Source organism: Pseudomonas sp. 1176_21 (genome assembly GCF_052850635.1).
Genome location: NZ_VXCV01000002.1, coordinates 136,520 through 154,928, shown reverse-complemented (window position 1 = coordinate 154,928; position 18,409 = coordinate 136,520). Strand labels below are relative to the sequence as shown.

General features: G+C 65.6%; 14 protein-coding genes and 2 pseudogenes. 10 read left to right on the top strand and 6 right to left on the bottom strand.

Annotated elements, in window-relative coordinates:
- Positions 1–65 precede the first annotated feature (65 nt).
- The 3 genes from dgcB to etfB are packed head-to-tail and all read left to right on the top strand — an operon-like array spanning position 66 to position 4,013.
- Positions 66–2,015 carry a dimethylglycine demethylation protein DgcB gene (gene dgcB / locus FW760_RS05710; protein ID WP_446443690.1) on the top strand — a complete coding sequence of 650 codons (1,950 nt, stop codon included), beginning with the start codon at positions 66–68 and terminating at the stop codon, positions 2,013–2,015.
- Positions 2,012–3,232 (top strand): electron transfer flavoprotein subunit alpha, encoded by a 1,221-nt coding sequence (etfA, locus tag FW760_RS05705; protein WP_043860355.1) that lies wholly within the window; start codon positions 2,012–2,014, stop codon positions 3,230–3,232. The genes dgcB and etfA overlap by 4 nt, the downstream gene beginning before the upstream one ends.
- A 10-nt stretch (positions 3,233–3,242) precedes the next feature.
- On the top strand, positions 3,243–4,013 hold the full coding sequence (etfB, locus tag FW760_RS05700) for an electron transfer flavoprotein subunit beta (RefSeq protein WP_043860354.1): 771 nt from the start codon (positions 3,243–3,245) through the stop codon (positions 4,011–4,013).
- Positions 4,014–4,725: 712 nt separating this feature from the next.
- Here etfB and gbcA read toward each other — a convergent pair.
- Positions 4,726–6,018, bottom strand: a complete 1,293-nt coding sequence (gbcA, locus tag FW760_RS05695) for a glycine-betaine demethylase subunit GbcA (RefSeq protein WP_043863625.1) — start codon at positions 6,016–6,018, stop codon at positions 4,726–4,728.
- A gap of 282 nt (positions 6,019–6,300) precedes the next feature.
- Here gbcA and gbcB point away from each other — a divergent pair, with 282 nt between their 5' ends.
- A complete protein-coding gene (gbcB, locus tag FW760_RS05690; protein WP_043863626.1) occupies positions 6,301–7,401 on the top strand; it encodes a glycine-betaine demethylase subunit GbcB in 1,101 nt (366 codons plus the stop codon).
- Here the strand turns inward: gbcB and FW760_RS05685 are convergent.
- From FW760_RS05685 to FW760_RS05670, 4 genes and pseudogenes are all read right to left on the bottom strand, one after another.
- Positions 7,398–8,243, bottom strand: a complete 846-nt coding sequence (locus FW760_RS05685) for a nitrilase-related carbon-nitrogen hydrolase (protein WP_078480831.1) — start codon at positions 8,241–8,243, stop codon at positions 7,398–7,400. The genes gbcB and FW760_RS05685 overlap by 4 nt on opposite strands.
- Complete coding sequence (locus tag FW760_RS05680) at positions 8,240–9,661, bottom strand: purine-cytosine permease family protein (protein ID WP_286900959.1); 1,422 nt, start codon at positions 9,659–9,661, stop codon at positions 8,240–8,242. The genes FW760_RS05685 and FW760_RS05680 overlap by 4 nt, the downstream gene beginning before the upstream one ends.
- Positions 9,662–10,043: 382 nt before the next feature.
- A complete protein-coding gene (locus tag FW760_RS05675; protein ID WP_408980709.1) occupies positions 10,044–10,907 on the bottom strand; it encodes a methyl-accepting chemotaxis protein in 864 nt (287 codons plus the stop codon).
- Positions 10,899–11,654 (bottom strand): annotated as a pseudogene (locus FW760_RS05670) (MCP four helix bundle domain-containing protein); the annotation flags it as partial. The pseudogene FW760_RS05670 and the gene FW760_RS05675, both read right to left, overlap by 9 nt.
- A 293-nt stretch (positions 11,655–11,947) precedes the next feature.
- Here FW760_RS05670 and FW760_RS05665 point away from each other — a divergent pair.
- The 4 genes and pseudogenes from FW760_RS05665 to FW760_RS05650 all read left to right on the top strand — a co-directional run bounded on the left by FW760_RS05665 (position 11,948) and on the right by FW760_RS05650 (position 14,574).
- Positions 11,948–12,178, top strand: coding sequence for a hypothetical protein (locus FW760_RS05665; protein WP_043863630.1), 231 nt, complete (start codon positions 11,948–11,950; stop codon positions 12,176–12,178).
- The gene (locus FW760_RS05660; RefSeq protein ID WP_043863631.1) at positions 12,175–12,477 is read left to right on the top strand and encodes a cell division protein ZapA; all 303 of its coding nucleotides are present in this window, start codon (positions 12,175–12,177) and stop codon (positions 12,475–12,477) included. The genes FW760_RS05665 and FW760_RS05660 overlap by 4 nt, the downstream gene beginning before the upstream one ends.
- A gap of 159 nt (positions 12,478–12,636) precedes the next feature.
- Positions 12,637–13,713 (top strand): annotated as a pseudogene (locus tag FW760_RS05655) (HAMP domain-containing protein); the annotation flags it as partial.
- A gap of 123 nt (positions 13,714–13,836) precedes the next feature.
- Positions 13,837–14,574: a methyl-accepting chemotaxis protein gene (locus FW760_RS05650; RefSeq protein ID WP_370409087.1), complete on the top strand. Its 738-nt coding sequence runs from the start codon at positions 13,837–13,839 to the stop codon at positions 14,572–14,574.
- Positions 14,575–14,658: 84 nt separating this feature from the next.
- Here the strand turns inward: FW760_RS05650 and FW760_RS05645 are convergent, their stop codons facing one another.
- Complete coding sequence (locus FW760_RS05645; protein ID WP_043863633.1) at positions 14,659–15,702, bottom strand: threonine aldolase family protein; 1,044 nt, start codon at positions 15,700–15,702, stop codon at positions 14,659–14,661.
- A 177-nt stretch (positions 15,703–15,879) separates the two neighbouring features.
- On the opposite strand from FW760_RS05645, the gene glyA reads away from it, so the two are divergent.
- Together glyA and FW760_RS05635 are read left to right on the top strand one after the other, a co-directional pair.
- Positions 15,880–17,133: a serine hydroxymethyltransferase gene (gene glyA / locus FW760_RS05640; RefSeq protein ID WP_054916001.1), complete on the top strand. Its 1,254-nt coding sequence runs from the start codon at positions 15,880–15,882 to the stop codon at positions 17,131–17,133.
- A 15-nt stretch (positions 17,134–17,148) separates the two neighbouring features.
- Positions 17,149–18,399, top strand: a complete 1,251-nt coding sequence (locus tag FW760_RS05635) for a sarcosine oxidase subunit beta family protein (protein WP_043863635.1) — start codon at positions 17,149–17,151, stop codon at positions 18,397–18,399.
- Positions 18,400–18,409 lie beyond the last annotated feature (10 nt).

Sequence of the window (18,409 nt, the reverse complement as noted above, 5' to 3'; positions counted from 1 at the left end):
CCATCGCGGGTCAAGCCCGCTCCCACAGTGTGTGCAACCGATCATATCGAGTGTGGGAGCTTCCCATGTTGAACACCCTGCTACCCCTGCTGCTGTTTGCCGCCCTCGGCCTGGCCGTGCTCGGCGCGCTGCGGCGCGTGCGGATGTGGCGCCAAGGCCGGCCATCGCGGGTCGAGCTGCTCAAGGGCCTGCTGGCCATGCCACGCCGGTACATGGTCGACCTGCACCACGTGGTTGCCCGCGACAGGTACATGGCCAACACCCACGTCGCCACCGCCGGCGGCTTCGTGCTGGCCGCCGTACTGGCGATCCTGGTGCACGGTTTCGGCCTGCACAACCGCCTCCTCGGCTACGCCCTGCTGGTGGCCACCGCCTTGATGTTCGGCGGTGCGCTGTTCGTCTACAGGCGCCGGCTGAACCCGCCCGCGCGCCTGTCCAGAGGCCCCTGGATGCGCCTGCCGAAAAGCCTGCTGGTGTTTTCCGCCAGCTTCTTCATCGCCACTCTGCCGGTAGCCGGCATCCTGCCCGAAGGTACCGGTGGCTGGGTGCTGGTGGCCTTGCTCGGGCTGGGCGTGCTGTGGGGTGTGAGCGAGCTGTTCTTCGGCATGACCTGGGGCGGGCCGATGAAGCACGCCTTCGCCGGTGCCCTGCACCTGGCCTGGCACCGGCGCGCCGAACGCTTCGGCGGCGGACGCTCCACCGGGCTCAAGCCGCTGGATCTGCAAGACCCGAGCGCACCGCTGGGTGTGGAAAAACCCAGGGACTTCACCTGGAACCAGTTGCTTGGCTTCGACGCCTGCGTGCAATGCGGCAAATGCGAGGCCGCGTGCCCGGCGTTCGCCGCCGGCCAGCCACTGAACCCGAAAAAACTCATCCAGGACATGGTGGTGGGCCTGGCGGGTGGCACCGATGCGAAGTTTGCCGGCAGCCCGTACCCCGGCAAACCGCTCGGCGAACACGGCGGCAACCCGCACCAGCCGATCGTCGACGGCCTGGTGGATGCCGACACGCTGTGGTCGTGCACCACCTGTCGGGCGTGCGTGGAAGAGTGCCCGATGATGATCGAGCACGTGGATGCGATCGTCGACATGCGTCGCCACCTGACCCTGGAAAAAGGCGCCACGCCGAACAAGGGCGCCGAGGTGCTGGACAACCTGATCGCCACCGACAACCCCGGCGGCTTCGCCCCGGGCGGGCGCATGAACTGGGCCGCCGACCTCGACCTCGAGGTGCTGGGCGAGGTGCACGGCACCGACGTGCTGTTGTGGGTGGGTGACGGCGCCTTCGACATGCGCAACCAGCGCACCCTGCGCGCCTTCGTCAAGGTGCTCAGGGCGGCCAATGTGGGCTTTGCCGTGCTCGGTCTGGAGGAACGCGACAGCGGCGACGTGGCCCGCCGGCTGGGCGACGAGGCCACCTTCCAGCAACTGGCCCGGCGCAACATCCGGACCCTGGCGCAGTACCGCTTCACGCGCATCGTCACCTGCGACCCGCACAGCTTCCATGTACTGAAGAACGAATACGGCGCGCTGGGCGGGCACTACCAGGTGCAGCATCACAGCAGCTTCATCGCCGAGTTGATCGCCGCCGGCCGCCTCGACCTGGCGCCGCACAAGGGCGCCAGCGTGACCTATCACGACCCGTGCTACCTGGGCCGCTACAACGGCGAGTACGAGGCGCCGCGCCAGGTGCTGCGCGCGCTGGGCATCGAGGTGCGCGAGATGGCGCGCTCCGGCTTTCGCTCGCGTTGCTGCGGCGGCGGTGGCGGTGCGCCGATCACCGACATTCCGGGCAAGCAGCGCATTCCCGACATGCGCATGCAGGACATCCGCGAGACCGCCTCCGAGGTGGTGGCCGTGGGCTGCCCGCAGTGCACCGCGATGCTCGAAGGCGTGGTCGAACCACGCCCGCAGATCAAGGACCTGGCCGAGCTGGTGGCCGACGCGCTGCGTGAAGCGACGGTTGCCAGCACGCCGGTAGCAAGCCAACCAGAACCTGCGCAGGTGGACCCATGAGCGACATCATCCGGCGTGACCCGCGTGCCGAGTGGATTGCACGCAACCGTCTGCACCCGCTGCACGCAGCCATGCAGGCCCAACAGACGCAGTGGATGGGGCCCAATGGCGTGCTGCGCAAGAACCCGCATGCGGTGGGCTTCATCGGCCCCAATGGGATCAAGCGCATCGATCGCAGCGGCGCCAGCCAAGGCGCTACGAGCAAGCGCAGCGCCGCCGCCGAGGTGCTGGTGCCGCTGCATCAGGTGCCGTTGCCGGCGTTCTACATCGTGGTGGTGCCGGACATGGTCGGCGGGCGCCTGAGCAGCCACGACCGGGATGTGCTCGGGCTGGCCCACGGCCTGGCCGGCAGCGACGGCGCGGTGCTGGCAGTGGTGTTTGGCGAGCACAAGGAAACCGCCTTCGGCACGTTCGGCGTCGACCGCCTGCTGCAGATCGACGGTGACGCGTTCGCAGGTTATGCACCGGAGCAGCGGGTGCAAGGCCTGCGGGCTGTGGATAACCAGTTCAACCCGCGCCACTGGCTGCTGCCCGACAGCCGCAGCGGTGGCGGCGAGCTGGGCCGGCGCCTTGCCGCGGCGCTGGGCGAGCGCCCGGCCACGCGGGTGTGGCAGGTCAAGGACGGACTGTGCAGCGGGCGCGCCGGGGCTGGCCAGCAGGACCTGGTACGCGGGCTGGCGCGCCTGATCCTGGCGGCGGCCGAATGTGCCGAGCCGGTCAGCGAAACCCGCCATGAAGCCCTGCCGGTGGAGTTGTCCACAGGCGCGGCGCGCAGCCTGGCGCGTATCGAAGACCTCGGACCGGTGCCGGTGGACCCGGCCACCATCGCCATGGCCGAGGCCGAATTCATCCTGTCGGGCGGCAACGGGGTCAAGGACTGGGCACTTTTCCACAGGGCCACCGCCGCGCTGGGGGCCACCGAAGGGGCCTCGCGGGTGGCGGTGGACGATGGCTTCATGCCGCGCAATCGCCAGGTGGGGGCCACCGGTACCTGGGTCACGGCGCGGGTGTATGTGGCTGTGGGTATCTCCGGGGCGATCCAGCATCTGCAGGGCATCGGTGCCTGCGACAAGGTGGTGGCGATCAACCTGGACCCCGGCTGCGACATGATCAAGCGTGCCGACCTGGCGGTCATCGGCGACAGCGCGGCGATTTTGCAGGCGCTGATCGAGGCTGTGGACAACTATCGCAACAGCGCCCGGCGCGATGCGGCCTGAGGGGGCATTCATGAACACCAAGGTCATCAGCCTGGTCTCGATCGGCGCCCACCCCACCTCGGGGCGCATGCGCCGCGCCGAACAGGATGCGCGGGCTGTGGAACTGGGGTTGCAACTGGCTGGGGATAACCTGCAGGTGCTGCATGCCGGCGACCCGCACGAGCCTGCGCTGCGCGCGTACCTGGGCATGGGGCTGGCGCAGCTGGACGTGTTGCAGCAGCCCGCAGGCGCCGATGTGCTGGGCGTGCTCGGTGACTACCTGCGCGAGGCGGGGGCGCAGTTGGTGCTGAGCGGCAGCCAGGCCGAAACCGGCGAAGGCTCGGGCATGCTGCCGTTTCTGCTGGCCGAGCGCCTGGGTTGGCCGCTGGTGGTGGGGCTGGCGCAGGTGGAATCCATCCACAATGGCGTGGCCCAGGTGCTGCAGGCCCTGCCACGGGGGCAGCGGCGTCGCCTGAGCGTGCGCCTGCCGATGCTCGCCACTGTGGATAACGCCGCGCCGGTGCCGCGCCAGAGCGCCTATGGGCCGGCGCAACGCGGGCTGTTGGCGGCCCATGAGGTGGCGGTGGTGGAGGACGAGTTATTCACAGATGCTGTATTGCAGCCGGCCAGACCCCGGCCCAAACGCCTCAAGGTAATCAAGGCCAAGAGCGGTGCCGACCGCATGAAAGCCGCCACGGCGAAGGCCAGTGGCGGCGGTGGACAGGTACTCAAGGGCGTGACCCCGAGCGAAGGCGCCGAGGCGATCCTGAAGCTGTTGGTGGAGGAGGGTGTGCTGCGCTGAAGGGTTGTGCACAAAGTCTGTTGGCGGTTCTGTGGATAAAGTGTTTGCCTATGGCTGCAGGCCACGTAATACGTGGCCTGCAGCCTATTGTTCAAATAGTGATCAATACGCGCCGCGAATTTTTCGCGGTTTTTTCATGCCCGTCGTCCAGCGAGACGGCAGTTTTGCTCACAATCCTTGTTGGCGGCTCTGTGGATAATCTGTTCGGACATGGCTGCAGGCCACGTGGTTAAAGGTGTTCAGCTATTTGATCAAAAAACGCACAAAACCTCGTCAATCCACCGCGAAATACTCACGCGGCAGCGAAAATCGGGGGTTTCGGCGGTTTATCCACATGGGTTTTGCAAAGAGGGCTACTTGCACACAAAGTCTGTTGGCGGCTTTGTGGATAAGGTGTTCGTGCAGTGCTGGGGGGCACGTATTCAAAGGCTTACAGAGGTTTGATCACTTTTTGATCAATTGCACGCTGTGGATTGAAGGGCGCTGGGCGGAAGTTTTCCACAAGGGTTGCCCACAATTGCTGTGGGTGTGGCTGTGGATAAAGTGTTGGTGGAGTAGGTATGGGGCAGTAGGGGTTGGGGTTTGCGGGTGTTGTTCAAAATTTGTACAGTTGGCACCGGCCTCTTCTCGGGTCAAGCCCGCTCCCACAAGATCTACGCGGCCCTTGTGGGAGCGGGCTTGACCCGCGATGGGCCGCAAAGCGGCCCCAGTATTACTGCGCCGCCACACCTTTGAGATACGGCGCCGGCGCCGCGCCCAGGTTGCTCAGCATCCGCTCGCTGTACCAGTCCACGAAATTCACCACGCCAAACTCGTAGGTTTTCGAATACGGCCCCGGCTGATACGCCGTCGAGTTGATGCCGCGCTGGTTCTCTTCGGCCAGGCGCCGGTCCTGGTCGTTGGTCGCGTCCCACACCTGGCGCATGCGTGCCGGGTCGTAGTCCACGCCCTCAACCGCATCCTTGTGCACCAGCCACTTGGTGGTGACCATGCTCTCCTGGGCACTGATCGGCCATACCGTGAACACGATGATGTGATCACCCATGCAGTGGTTCCACGAATGCGGCAGGTGCAGGATGCGCATCGAGCCCAGGTCGGGGTTCTGGATGCGCCCCATCAGTTTCTGGCAGCCCAGCTTGCCGTCCAGGGTCATCGACAGCGTGCCCTTGAGCAGGGGCATGCGCACGATACGGTTGCGCAGGCCGAAGCTGGCATGCGCATAGGGGATCTTCTCCGCGTCCCACGCCGCAGCGCTGGCCGCCACGTGATCCTTGAACGCCTGGTCGGCGCGCGGGTCGGTGACGTCGTCCCATTCGAGCAGGGTCTTGAGCAGCTCCGGGTGCGAGGCGTTGCAGTGGTAGCACTCGCGATTGTTCTCCAGCACCAGCTTCCAGTTGGCCTTTTCCATCAGGGTGGTCTGCACCGCCACCTTGGTGTTCTCCATGTCGTAGGGCTCCATGTAATGGGCCAGGGTGGCGAGGAAGTCATCGATGGCCGGCGGGTTGTCGGCCAGGCTGACGAAGATGTACCCACCGGCGGTCTTCACGTTCACCGGCTTGAGACCGTACTGCTGCATGTCGAAGTCGTCGCCCATCTCGGTGCCGGCGAACAGCAGCCGCCCGTCCAGCTCGTAGGTCCACTGGTGGTAGTGGCACACCAGCTTGGCCACCTTGCCCTTGTCGCTGGTACACAGGCGCGAGCCACGGTGGCGGCACACGTTGTGGAAGGCATGCACCTTGCCCTCGGCACCGCGGATCACGATGATCGGGTTCTTGCCGATCTGCAGGGTCAGGTAGTTGCCCTTGGCCGGGATCTCGCAGGTCATGCCTGCAATCAGCCATTCCTTGTGGAAAATCTCCTGCATGTCGATCTGGAACAGCCGCTCATCGGTGTAGAAGGGTTGCGGCAGCGAGAAGGTGCGCTCGCGGGTCTGCAGCATGTCGGCGGTGGCCTTGCGTGCAGCGTCCAGTGGGTCGCCCAGGCTCAAGGTTGCGGTGACGTCCATCGTTCAGGTCCTCATGGCCCGTGCGGGCCGCGAAAGTGGCTAATCGTTCGTGTGGCGACGCAGGGCTCAGACAGCAGGTTGATGTGCGATGGAGTGTGCGTTCGCCCGCGCCGGCAACCATGCCCATGGGCGACATGGCCAGATCCGTTCCCGACGCGCGAGCCCTTGTGGGCGGGGGCTGGTCGCGATAAGTACGCCGATGTCGCGAACAGGAATGTGCGCCGCCTGCACCTTGCGCATCATCGTCGCCATAACAGGCCCCGATCGGCCGCGGAGACGAGCATGTCGAACAACTTCCTCAACCCGGTGACCACTCAGACCTGGGCCAACGGCCGGCATACCGTGCGCTGCGTCAAGGTCATTCAGGAAACCTGGGATGTGCGCACCTTCTGCTTCATGGCCGACCAGCCGATCCTGTTCTTCTTCAAGCCGGGGCAGTTCGTGACCCTGGAGCTGGAAATCGACGGTCAGCCGATCATGCGCTCGTACACCATCTCCAGCTCGCCCTCGGTGCCCTACAGCTTTTCGGTGACCATCAAGCGCGTACCCGGCGGCAAGGTTTCCAACTGGCTGCACGACACCCTGCATGAAGGCCAGGAGCTGGCCGTGCACGGGCCGGTGGGGTTGTTCAACGCGATGGACTTCCCCAGCCCCAGGGTGCTGTACCTGAGCGGCGGGGTGGGCATCACCCCGGTGATGTCCATGGCGCGCTGGTTCTATGACACCAATGCCAATGTCGACATGGTGTTCGTGCACAGCGCGCGTTCGCCCAAGGACATCATCTACCACCGCGAGCTGGAGCACATGGCCTCGCGGATCGACAACTTCAGCCTGCACATCATCTGCGAGAAGCATGGCCTGGGCGAGGCATGGGCCGGTTATCGCGGCTACCTGAACCAGAAGCTGATGGAGCTGATCGCGCCCGATTACCTGGAACGCGAGATCTTCTGCTGCGGGCCCACGCCCTACATGAACGCGGTCAAGCGCATGCTCGAAGCCAGCGGCTATGACATGCAGCGCTACCATGAGGAGTCGTTCGGCGCCACGCCGCCCGAGGCCAAGGCCGATGCGGTAGAGAACGCCGAGCAGGCCGCCGAGGCCGCCGAGGTGGACGTGGCCGACCAGCACCAGGTGGAGTTCACCGCCAGCGGCAAGAGCATCCGCGTGGCGCCGGGCGAGACGGTGCATGCGGCAGCCGCCAAGCTCGGGCTGATGATCCCCAAGGCCTGTGGCATGGGTATCTGCGGCACCTGCAAGGTGCTCAAGCTGGGTGGCGAGGTGGACATGGAGCACAACGGCGGCATCACCGAGGACGACGAGGCCGAAGGCTATATCCTGTCGTGCTGCAGCGTGCCGCGCGGTGACGTGCGCATCGAGTTCTAGTCGCGCAGCAGCTCGTGGTACAGCGCAGGGCGCCGGTCGGCCAGCACGTGGTTGTGGTCGCTGATCTGCTTGTCCAGTGCCTGGCCCAGCCTGATGTCGGCCAGCAGCAGCTGCTTCTTGCCGACACGCTTGCCGCCCTTGAGCACATAGCCGTCGGCATCGGTGAGGGTCGAACCGCCCACCCAGCCAACCCCGCGCTCCTCGCCACAGCGGTCGCAGGCAATGACGAACAGCCGGTTGACCGAGGCGCTGGCCTGAACCCGGATGACCTCGGCCGGGCGCTGGAAGCCGGGCCGGGAGGTGTCCGGCCAGTTCACCGGTGCGCACAGCAGCTGGGCACCGCGCAGCGCCGCCAGGCGCACCCATTCGGGAAACTCCAGGTCGTAGCAGATCATCATGCCGATGCGCCCCAGGTGGGTGTCCACCACCGGCGGCGGCTCGCTGCCGGGGGTGAAGATCTGCGTTTCGCGGTCCCACAGGTGGGCCTTGCGGTAGAAGGTGCGTCGGCCGTCGGGCTCGATCAGCACCGAGCTGTTGGCCACCTGGCCGTCAGGCAGGCGCTCGCAGAAGCCGCCCACCACGATGATCTGGTACTTGGCGGCCTGCCGGGCCCAGGCCTCGAGGGTCGGCCCGTCACGGGGCTCGGACAGCGCGTGGGCCTCTTCGCGGTCGTAGAACGCATAGCCGCTCTGCGCCAGCTCGGGCAGTACCAGCAGTTGCGCGCCGCGCTCGGCGGCCTCGGCGATGGCCACCCGGGTACGGTCGAGGTTGTAGCTTGGATTGGCAATGGTCGGCGCCAGCTGGTAGCACCCGACACGCACGGTTTGCGGGGATGGGGTCATGGCTGCGGCGCCTTGGGCTCGGCGACCGGGGGCGGCGGGGTGCCGCGCAGGTGGCGCATCAGGAGCCAGTACAGCAGGGCCGAAACGATGAAGCCAGGGACGAAGGCCAGGTCGGCGCCGGACAACGCCACCGCCACCGGCCCTTGCACGCCGGCCAGCGACACGAAGGGCAGCATCGCCAGCAGCCCCCCCAGGTAGGCCAGGATGCCGGGCCAGGCCCACTGGCCGTACTCGCCCGCCGGGTCGAACATGGCCGGGATCACGTAGTTGCCTTTGCGCAACAGGTAGTAGTCGGTGAGGTTGATTGCGCTCCAGGGCACCAGCACATACAGCATCAGTTGCAGGAACAGGTTGAAGCTGTCGAGGTAGCTGTCGGGCAACGCGATGGCGGTGAGGTACACCACCGCGCCGATGCCGCCCAGGCCCAGGGCACGCCCGGCCAGCCCCGGCGCCAGCGGGCGAAACGCGGTGATCGCGCTGATGCCGGTCAGCAGCGCGCCGTAGCAGTTGACGGCCATGATGCCCACCAGCGCCGGCACCGCCATCAGGATCGCGAAGGTGCCGAAGCCGGGCAGGAAGCGGTTGCCCAGGTGCTGCAGGCTGCTGATGGCTTCGGGCGCCACCACTGCCGAGGCTACCAGTGCGCCCAGCGACATCAGCCACACCGCAGAGCCCGCGGCGCCCAGATAGGTCCATAGCACCACCTTGCGCGCCGAGGTGCTGGGCGGCAGGTAGCGCGAGTAGTCCGAGACATACACCGAGTAGCTGATCTGGTAGCCGGCGGCGGCCGACAGCTGGATGAGAAAGCCCGACCAGGAAAATTGCAGCTGGCGCTGAACGGTGTCGGCCTCCAGCAACAGCAGCGCTGCCAGGGTGAGCAGGCCGAACACGCCGATCAGCAGGTAGGTGAGCCAGCGCTGCACGGTGTGCAGCAGGTCGTGTCCGACCACGGCGATCACCACGGCCACCGCGATCAGCAGTGCGTACCAGAAGGCATCGCTGCCCGGCAGCACAGTGGTCAGTGCATCGGTGGCCAGGATCACGTTGAACACGTTGAAGCCGATGTACACGCACACCACCGCCATGAACGGCAGCACGGCGCCTCGCAGGCCGAACTGGGCACGGGACTGGATCATCTGTGGCAGGCCAAGGCGCGGGCCCTGGTTGGCATGCAGGGCCATGCACAGGGTGCCCAGGGCCACCCCGAGCAGGATCGCCAGCACCGCCTGCCAGGCGGCCAGACCCAGGGCGGGCCCGACGAAGCCGGTGACCATGGTGGTGAGTACGAAGTTGCCGGTGAACCAGAAGGGGCCCAGGTGCCAGGCCTTGCCATGACGCTCGTCGAGGGGCACCGGGTGGATGGTACGGGTTTCTATCTTCAGGCCTGACGTTTCAGGTGCAGGTGCCGCATTGTTCATGGCGTTCCCAGGCATTCGGGCGAAAGTTTCAATGCTGATGAGGTTAGATGAAGCTGCAACTAACGGAACAACGACACACTTTCAGCGAGCGCGCAGGTACTTGCCTTAAAGTGCCTGTAATGTCCGATGTAGAGCCATTCTGATTTGTAAACTGGTATTTATGCCAGTCTGCAATGCGGGGAGGTTATTGCGAAAAGTTATCGTGCGGCGTGAGGTTTTTGATGCCGAAGTTAAAGTGCAGTGAATATTCCTACTTAATATTAGGAATAGTTTGTGAGCAACTTTAGATAAGTCTGACGAGATAGTGTTTTCGACGGCGAGCGGGGGCCGATCGAAAAAAACCGGGCGCCCGGCGCGCACTGCGCCGGGGCCCGGTGGCGACCTACACGCTGAAGCGTGCGACCAGGCCGTTCAGGCCCACCGCCAGGCGAGACAGTTCGGCACTCGCGGCGCTGGTCTGGTGCGCCCCGGTGGCCGACTGCACCGACAGGTCGTTGATGTTCACCAGGTTGCGGTCCACTTCGCGGGCCACCTGGGCCTGCTCTTCGGCGGCGCTGGCGATCACCAGGTTGCGTTCGTTGATTTCGGCCACCGCGGTGGTGATGGTCTCCAGCGACAGGCCGGCGCCGCGGGCGATGCTCAGGGTCGACTCGGCGCGTTCGGTGCTGTGGCGCATCGAGTTCACCGCCTGTTCGGTACCGCCCTGGATGCTGCCGATCATGCGCTCGATTTCGCTGGTCGACTGCTGGGTCCGGTGGGCCAGAGCGCGCACTTCGTCGGCGACCACGGCGAAGCCGCGCCCGGCTTCACCGGCACGCGCTGCCTCGATGGCGGCGTTGAGGGCCAGCAGGTTGGTCTGGTCGGCCAGGCCGCGGATCACATCGAGCACCTTGCCGATGTCACGCGACTCGCCGGCCAGGTTGCCGATCAGCTCGGCAGTACCTTGCACGTCGGCACTCATGCGCTCGATGGCGCTGACGGTCTCCATGACCAGGTCGCGACCGTCGCCGGCCGAGCGGGTGGCCTGCTTGGACGCCTCGGATGTGCTCACCGCGTTGCGTGCCACTTCTTCCACCGCGCTGGTCATCTCGGTGACGGCAGTGGCGGCCTGCTGGATCTCGTTGTTCTGCTGCTGCAGGCCGCGTGCGCTTTCGTCGGTGACTGCATTCAGCTCTTCGGCCGCCGAGGCCAGCTGGGTGGCGGAGCCGGCAATCTGCTGCAGGGTGTCGCGCAGCTTGTGCTGCATCTTGCCCATGGCGTGCAGCAGGCGCGCCGCTTCGTCGGTACCGGTGGTGTTGATCGGTTTGGTCAGGTTGCCATCGGCGATCAGCTCGGCCGCCTGCAGCGCTTCGTCGATCGGCTTGACGATGCTGCGGGTGAGCAGCAGCGCGCACAGCAGGGTCAGTGCGGTGGCGGCCACCAGCAGCACGATCACCAGGGTGAAGGCCGTGTCGTATTGCGTGGCGGCGGTCTGGTTGGTCACACGGGTCTGATCGGTGTTGATCTTGACCAGGCGATCGGTGACTGCGCTGATCTGCTCGGAGTTGTCGAGCAGGTCGTGGTTGATCAGGCTGCGCAGTGCTTCCACATCACCGGCCTGCGACAGGCTTACCATGCGGTTTTCGAGCTGGCGGTACTGGTTGAGCAGCTGCACGTACTGGTTGTACGCGCCCCGTTCCTCGTCGCCTTCGATCAGTGGCTCGTAGGCCCGGCGCGCTTCGTCGATCTGGGCATTGCGCTTGGCCAGCAGTTGCACGGTGTCCTGCAGGGTGGCGGCTTCGCGGTTGAGCAGCAGGCGGTAGGACAACGTGCGCAGGCGCAGGGTGAGTTGGGTGAGCTGGTCGAGGTTGGTGATGCTGGGCACGCTGATCTGTTCGATGGCTTCGCCGGCCTTGCGTATCTGCCCCATCTGGTTGAGGGCAAAGATGCCCAATGCAAGCATCAGGGCGCCGATCAGCGAAAACCCCAGAAGTGCGCGCGGGGCGATGTTCATGTTACGTAATGACATGGTTTTATCCGGCAGGGAATAGGAATGCGCGCGGTCCATGCGTCGTGGGGCAACTCTTATTGCCTATCGGTCAAAGCAGGGCAGACTTGAGGGGGCATGTAACTAAATATGAACCACCGGTCATTTTTTTTACCCCGGCATCCGACCAAGCGCTGGAACCGGTTGCCGATCGACGGGTCAATCTGCACCCGGTCGAGGCTCTGGCCCCGATATCCCTGGCGAGTGCGGTGAGATTTCTTTATCGTGTGCGCCCCCTGAAAAACCGTGAGAACGCAATCATGCTGGAAACATCCCTGAGTCAACTGGAGCAACTGGTCAACGACCTGGTGCAGAAGAACCTCGACCTGGCCGAGCGCAACGCGCAGCTGAGCGACGAACTGGCCCAGGCCAAGGACGAGAACGAAAGCCTGCAACTGAGCCTGATGGAGCAGGAAGAGAAGCAAGGTGCAACCGCCGCGCGTATCCAGGCGCTGGTTGAACGTGCCGGTGGCGGCGCCGTTACCGCATGAAGACCACCGCGCAGTCGATCAATGTCGTGTCGATAATGGGCAATGACTATTCGATCAAGGCCCCTGAAGGTCAGGAGCAGACCCTGGCGCAGGCGGTGCAGATGCTCAAGGCCTCCCTGGCCGATACCAAGCGCAAGTACCCGTCGCTGATCGGCGACAAGTTGCTGGTGCTGGCCGCCCTGAACCTGTGCTCGCAGCAGATCGAACTGCAACAGGCACATCAGGAAGCCCTCGACCGTTATCAAGAGCAAGTCAGCGCCACGGTCGACGTCATTGCCCGGACAATCGGCAACAGCTGATTTCCCCCTCGCGTGCATTCCCTCTTTACTGTGCTGGCTCACTGACCCCTGGGGGCAGTGAGCGGCCCGAGTGTGGCTGACTGCTAGCATTGTATTTTCTGTTGTATACAATTGGCCTGGTGTTCGCGGTACACGGCTGGTTTAACTCAGGGGAAATTCATGCAGTTCTGGCGGCGCAGTATCCAGTGGCAATTGATCGCAAGCATGGGCGCGGCCCTGGTGGCGAGCATTCTGATCGTGGTTGGTATCTACACCGTGGCGGTCAATCGACTGACCGAGCGCTACCTGGTGGAGACGGCGCTGCCGGCGAGCATCGAGGCCATGCGCAACGATATCGAGCGCATGTTGGGCCGGCCTCTGACGGCGGCGGCCGACATTGCCAACAACACCCTGTTGCGCGACTGGCTGGCAGCGGGGGAGCCCCCCGAACAGGCCGGTGCGTTCGTCGAGTATCTGGAGTCGGTGCGTGTGCACAACCAGGCGTTCACCGCGCTGTTCGCCGCCACGCGCAGCAATCACTACTACAACCAGGGCGGGCTGGACCGCACCTTGAGCCGCGACAACCCGAAGGACTCGTGGTTCTTCGGGTTCATCGACAGCGGCAAGCCGCGCCTGCTCAATATCGACACGGACATCAGCAGTGGCGACCTGGCACTGTTCATCGACTTTCGGGTGGAAAAAGCCGGCCAGCTGGTGGGCATTGCCGGGCTGGGCCTGCGCATGACCGAGTTGTCCCAACTGATCCACGACTTCAGTTTCGGCGAGCGCGGCCGGGTGTTCCTGGTGCGCGGCGATGGACTGATCCAGGTGCACCCGCAGTCCGAGTTCAGCGGCAAGCGCCAGTTGGCCGAGCAGATCGGCGAAGGCGCCGCCCAGCGTGCGTTGACCCCGCACGAGGGCCTGCAGCAGAGCCGCTTCGAGCGCGATGGCGAGACCTACCTGGCCCTGAGCCTGCCGCTGCGCGACCTGAACTGGACCCTGGTGGCCGAGGTGCCCGAGGCGCAGATCTACGCTCAGGTAAACCAGGCCGTGTGGCTCACCAGCCTGATCGGCGCGGCGGTGGCGTTGCTGTCGCTGCTGCTGGTGGTATGGCTGGCGCGCGGCATCGTGCGCCCGCTGCGCCGGGTGACCGGTGCGCTGACCGCGATTGCCCAGGGCGGTGGCGACCTGACCCAGCGCCTGGACGAGTCGCGGGCCGATGAATTGGGCGACCTGGCCCGGGGTTTCAACCGTTTTCTGGACAGCCAGCGCGACCTGATCGGCGAGGTGCTGCGCACCACCGAGCACCTGCGCAGCGCCGTGGGGCAGGTGAGCGCGGTGGTGGAGGACACCGCCGGGCGCTCCCATCGCCAGCAGGAGATGACCGAGATGGTGGCCACTGCCGTGCACCAGATGGGCCTCACCGTGCAGGACATCGCGCAGAATGCCGGCCAGGCCGCGCACGCCTCGCAGACCGCGCGCACCGAAGCGTTGCAGGCGCGCGAGGTGGTGCAGCGCTCGATTGCGCACATCGAAGGCATGTCGGGCGAGATCGGCGTGGCGGCCAGTGCGGTTGGCCAACTGGCACAGGAGGTGGCGTCCATCGACGAGGTGCTGGCGGTGATCCGCAGCATTTCCGAGCAGACCAACCTGCTGGCGTTGAACGCGGCGATCGAGGCGGCGCGGGCCGGGGAGATGGGCCGTGGCTTCGCTGTGGTGGCCGACGAGGTACGTACCCTGGCCCAGCGAACCCAGGTGTCCACCGACGAGGTGCAGCAGATGATCCAGCGCCTCAAGCAGGGGGCGGGCAGCGCGGTGGCGTCGATGCAGGCGGGGCAGGCGGCGACCGGCACCGGCGTGGCGTCGAGCCAGCAGACCGGAGCGTCGTTGACCACCATTACCGGGCAGGTGGAACACATCACCGACATGAACCTGCAGGTGGCCACGGCCACCGAGGAGCAGTCGGCGGTGACCGAGGAGATCAACCGCAACGTGCAGGGGATTTCCGACCTGGCGCGCCAGACGGTGGCGCAGGTGGAGGCGTGTCGGGTGGATTGCCAGGCGTTGCGCGGGCTGGCCGATGACCTGGCGCGGCAGATGGGTGGGTTCAGGCTCTAGATCAGGGTGACTGCTTCGCCGGCAAGGCCGGCTCCTACAGGTTGGCGGTGTCTGTAGGAGCCGGCCTTGCCGGCGAAGGGGCCATCAGCGACCCAGCGTTACCGCACGAATATCCGCCGCCAGCTCGCGCACCCGTGCCTCGTCGGTGTCCCACGAGCACATGAACCGTGCGCCGCCGCTGCCGATGAAGGTGTAGAACCGCCAGCCCTTGGCGCGCAGCGCTTCCAGTGCCGGCTCCGGCATCTGCAGAAACACCCCGTTGGCTTCTACCGGGAACATCAACTGCACCGCCGGGATGTCCGCCACCAGCCCGCTGAGCAACTGCGCGCAGTGGTTGGCGTGCTGCGCATGGCGCAGCCACGCACCGTCTTCGAGCAACCCCACCCACGGCGCCGACAGAAAGCGCATCTTCGACGCCAGCTGCCCGGCCTGCTTGCAGCGGTAGTCGAAGTCTTCGGCCAGCTTGCGGTTGAAGAACAGGATCGCCTCGCCCACCGCCATGCCGTTCTTGGTGCCGCCAAAGCACAGCACGTCGATGCCGGCCTTCCAGGTCAGTTCGGCCGGCGAGCAGCCCAGGAACGCGCAGGCATTGCTGAAGCGCGCGCCGTCCATGTGCAGGTTCAGGCCCAGCTCCTTGCAGGTGGCGCTGATCGCCTTGAGCTCTTCGGGCCGATACACGCTGCCCACTTCGGTGGCCTGGGTGATGGTCACCACGCGTGGCTTGGGGTAGTGGATGTCCTGGCGCTTGAGCGCCACTTCGCGGATGGACTCCGGCGTGAGCTTGCCGTTTTCGCTGCGGGCGGTGAGCAGCTTGGAGCCGTTGGAGAAGAACTCCGGCGCGCCGCATTCGTCGGTCTCGACGTGGGCGGTCTCGGAGCAGATCACGCTGTGGTAGCTCTGGCACAGGGACGACAGGGCCAGGGAGTTGGCGGCGGTGCCGTTGAAGGCGAAGAACACCTCGCAGTCGGTCTCGAACAGTTTGCGAAAGTGGTCGGAGGCCTTGGCGGTCCACTGGTCGTCGCCGTAGGCGCGTTCGTGGCCCTGGTTGGCCTTGTCCATCGCCGCCCAGGCTTCGGGGCAGATGCCGGAATAGTTGTCGCTGGCAAATTGCTGGCTTTGTTCTGTCATTGCACTGTCCTGTGGTCGACGCAGGCAAGCACTCTAAACCAACTATCAAATCGCCGACTACAAGGGCCATGTCGTAAACGCACCTTTGCGTGGCGTGCGCAGGCATCTGGACGGCCCGCGCCAGCCCTACCATCGCAGCCAAAGGGCGCTGTCCATGCCACTGCCGGGAGAGATGCGATGTTCACCAAGCACGACCAGATCCAGGGTTACGACGATGCACTGCTGGCGGCGATCAACGCCGAGGAACAGCGCCAGGAAGACCACATCGAACTGATCGCCTCGGAAAACTACACCAGCAAGCGCGTGATGCAGGCCCAGGGCAGCGGCCTGACCAACAAGTACGCCGAAGGCTACCCGGGCAAGCGCTACTACGGCGGCTGCGAGCACGTGGACAAGGTCGAGCAACTGGCCATCGATCGTGCCAGGCAGCTGTTCGGCGCCGACTATGCCAACGTCCAGCCGCACTCCGGCAGCCAGGCCAACGCCGCGGTGTACCTGGCCCTGCTGCAGGCCGGCGACACCGTGCTGGGCATGAGCCTGGCCCACGGCGGCCACCTCACCCACGGTGCCAAGGTCAGTTTCAGCGGCAAGCTGTACAACGCCGTGCAATACGGCATCGATACCCGCACCGGCCTGATCGACTACGACGAGGTCGAGCGCCTGGCCGTCGAGCACCAGCCGAAGATGATCATTGCCGGTTTTTCGGCCTACAGCAAAACCCTCGATTTCCCACGCTTTCGCCAGATCGCCGACAAGGTCGGCGCCTACCTGTTCGTCGACATGGCCCACGTCGCCGGGCTGGTCGCGGCGGGCCTGTATCCCAACCCGCTGCCCTATGCCGACGTGGTCACCACCACCACCCACAAGACCCTGCGTGGCCCGCGTGGCGGGCTGATCCTGGCCAGGGCCAACGAAGCGCTGGAAAAGAAACTCAACGCCGCGGTGTTCCCCGGCGGGCAGGGCGGCCCGCTGATGCATGTGATCGCGGCCAAGGCGGTGTGCTTCAAGGAGGCCCTGGAGCCCGGCTTCAAGGCCTACCAGCAACAGGTGATCGACAACGCCCGGGCGATGGCTGCGGTGTTCATCGAGCGTGGTTTCGACGTGGTGTCCGGTGGCACCGACAACCACCTGTTCCTGGTCAGCCTGATCCGCCAGGGCCTGACCGGCAAGGACGCCGATGCCGCCCTGGGGCGCGCCCACATCACCGTCAACAAGAACGCCGTGCCCAACGACCCGCAGTCGCCGTTCGTCACCTCGGGCCTGCGCATCGGCACCCCGGCCGTCACCAGCCGTGGCTTCAAGGTGGCCCAGTGCACGGAGCTGGCCGGCTGGATCTGCGACATCCTCGACCACCTGGGCGATGCCGATGTCGAGGCCGACGTGGCTAGGAGCGTGTCGGCACTGTGTGCGGATTTTCCGGTTTACCGCTGAGTGGAGTAACAGACCATGCAACGCTATTCGGGCTTCGGCCTTTTCAAGCACTCGCTCAGCCACCACGAGAACTGGCAGCGCATGTGGCGCACGCCCACCCCGAAGAAGGTCTACGACGTGGTCATCGTCGGCGGCGGCGGGCACGGCCTGGCCACCGCCTACTACCTGGCCAAGGTGCACGGCATCACCAATGTGGCGGTGGTCGAGAAGGGCTGGCTGGGCGGCGGCAACACCGCGCGCAACACCACCATCGTGCGCTCCAACTACCTGTGGGACGAGTCGGCGCACCTCTATGAGCACGCGATGAAGCTCTGGGAGGGGTTGTCCCAGGACATCAACTACAACGTCATGTTCTCCCAGCGCGGGGTCTACAACCTGTGCCACACCCTGCAGGACATGCGCGACTCCGAGCGCCGGGTCAGCGCCAACCGGCTCAACGGCGTGGACGGCGAACTGCTGAACAGCAAGCAGGTGGCCGACGAGATTCCGCACCTGGACTGCTCCAGGAACACCCGTTATCCGGTTCTCGGCGCCACCGTGCAGCGCCGCGGCGGCGTGGCGCGTCACGATGCCGTGGCCTGGGGCTATGCGCGTGCCGCCGATGCTCTGGGCGTGGACCTGATCCAGCAGACCGAGGTGATCGGCTTTCGCAAGGAAAACGGCGCGGTGGTCGGCGTCGAGACCAACAAGGGCTTCATCGGTGCGCGGCGCGTGGGCGTGGTCACCGCCGGCAACTCCGGGCACATGGCCAGGCTGGCCGGCTTTCGCCTGCCCATCGAGTCGCACCCGCTGCAGGCACTGGTGTCCGAGCCGCTCAAGCCGATCATCGACAGCGTGATCATGTCCAACGCGGTGCACGGCTACATCAGCCAGTCGGACAAGGGCGACCTGGTGATCGGCGCCGGCATCGACGGCTGGGTGGGCTACGGCCAGCGCGGTTCGTACCCGGTGATCGAACATACCCTGCAGGCCATCGTCGAGATGTTCCCGATCCTGTCGCGGGTGCGCATGAATCGCCAGTGGGGCGGCATCGTCGACACCACCCCGGACGCCTGCCCGATCATCTCCAAGACCCCGGTGGCGAACATGTTCTTCAACTGCGGCTGGGGCACTGGCGGTTTCAAGGCCACGCCGGGCTCGGGCCACGTGTTCGCCGCGAGCCTGGCCACCGGCGAGATGCATGCACTGGCCAAGCCGTTTTCCATCGACCGTTTCCATAACGGCGCCCTGATCGACGAGCACGGCGCTGCCGCTGTCGCCCACTAACAGGAGACAC

Coding starts and splice junctions, on each gene's coding strand:
- etfB (WP_043860354.1), top strand. CDS start 3,243: ATGAACACCAAGGTCATCAGCCTGGTCTCGATCGGCGCCCACCCCACC.
- FW760_RS05665 (WP_043863630.1), top strand. CDS start 11,948: ATGCTGGAAACATCCCTGAGTCAACTGGAGCAACTGGTCAACGACCTG.
- FW760_RS05680 (WP_286900959.1), bottom strand. CDS start 9,661: ATGAACAATGCGGCACCTGCACCTGAAACGTCAGGCCTGAAGATAGAA.
- FW760_RS05650 (WP_370409087.1), top strand. CDS start 13,837: ATGACCGAGATGGTGGCCACTGCCGTGCACCAGATGGGCCTCACCGTG.
- glyA (WP_054916001.1), top strand. CDS start 15,880: ATGTTCACCAAGCACGACCAGATCCAGGGTTACGACGATGCACTGCTG.
- FW760_RS05645 (WP_043863633.1), bottom strand. CDS start 15,702: ATGACAGAACAAAGCCAGCAATTTGCCAGCGACAACTATTCCGGCATC.
- dgcB (WP_446443690.1), top strand. CDS start 66: ATGTTGAACACCCTGCTACCCCTGCTGCTGTTTGCCGCCCTCGGCCTG.
- FW760_RS05635 (WP_043863635.1), top strand. CDS start 17,149: ATGCAACGCTATTCGGGCTTCGGCCTTTTCAAGCACTCGCTCAGCCAC.
- gbcB (WP_043863626.1), top strand. CDS start 6,301: ATGTCGAACAACTTCCTCAACCCGGTGACCACTCAGACCTGGGCCAAC.
- gbcA (WP_043863625.1), bottom strand. CDS start 6,018: ATGGACGTCACCGCAACCTTGAGCCTGGGCGACCCACTGGACGCTGCA.
- FW760_RS05685 (WP_078480831.1), bottom strand. CDS start 8,243: ATGACCCCATCCCCGCAAACCGTGCGTGTCGGGTGCTACCAGCTGGCG.
- etfA (WP_043860355.1), top strand. CDS start 2,012: ATGAGCGACATCATCCGGCGTGACCCGCGTGCCGAGTGGATTGCACGC.
- FW760_RS05675 (WP_408980709.1), bottom strand. CDS start 10,907: ATGCAGCACAAGCTGCGCGACACCCTGCAGCAGATTGCCGGCTCCGCC.
- FW760_RS05660 (WP_043863631.1), top strand. CDS start 12,175: ATGAAGACCACCGCGCAGTCGATCAATGTCGTGTCGATAATGGGCAAT.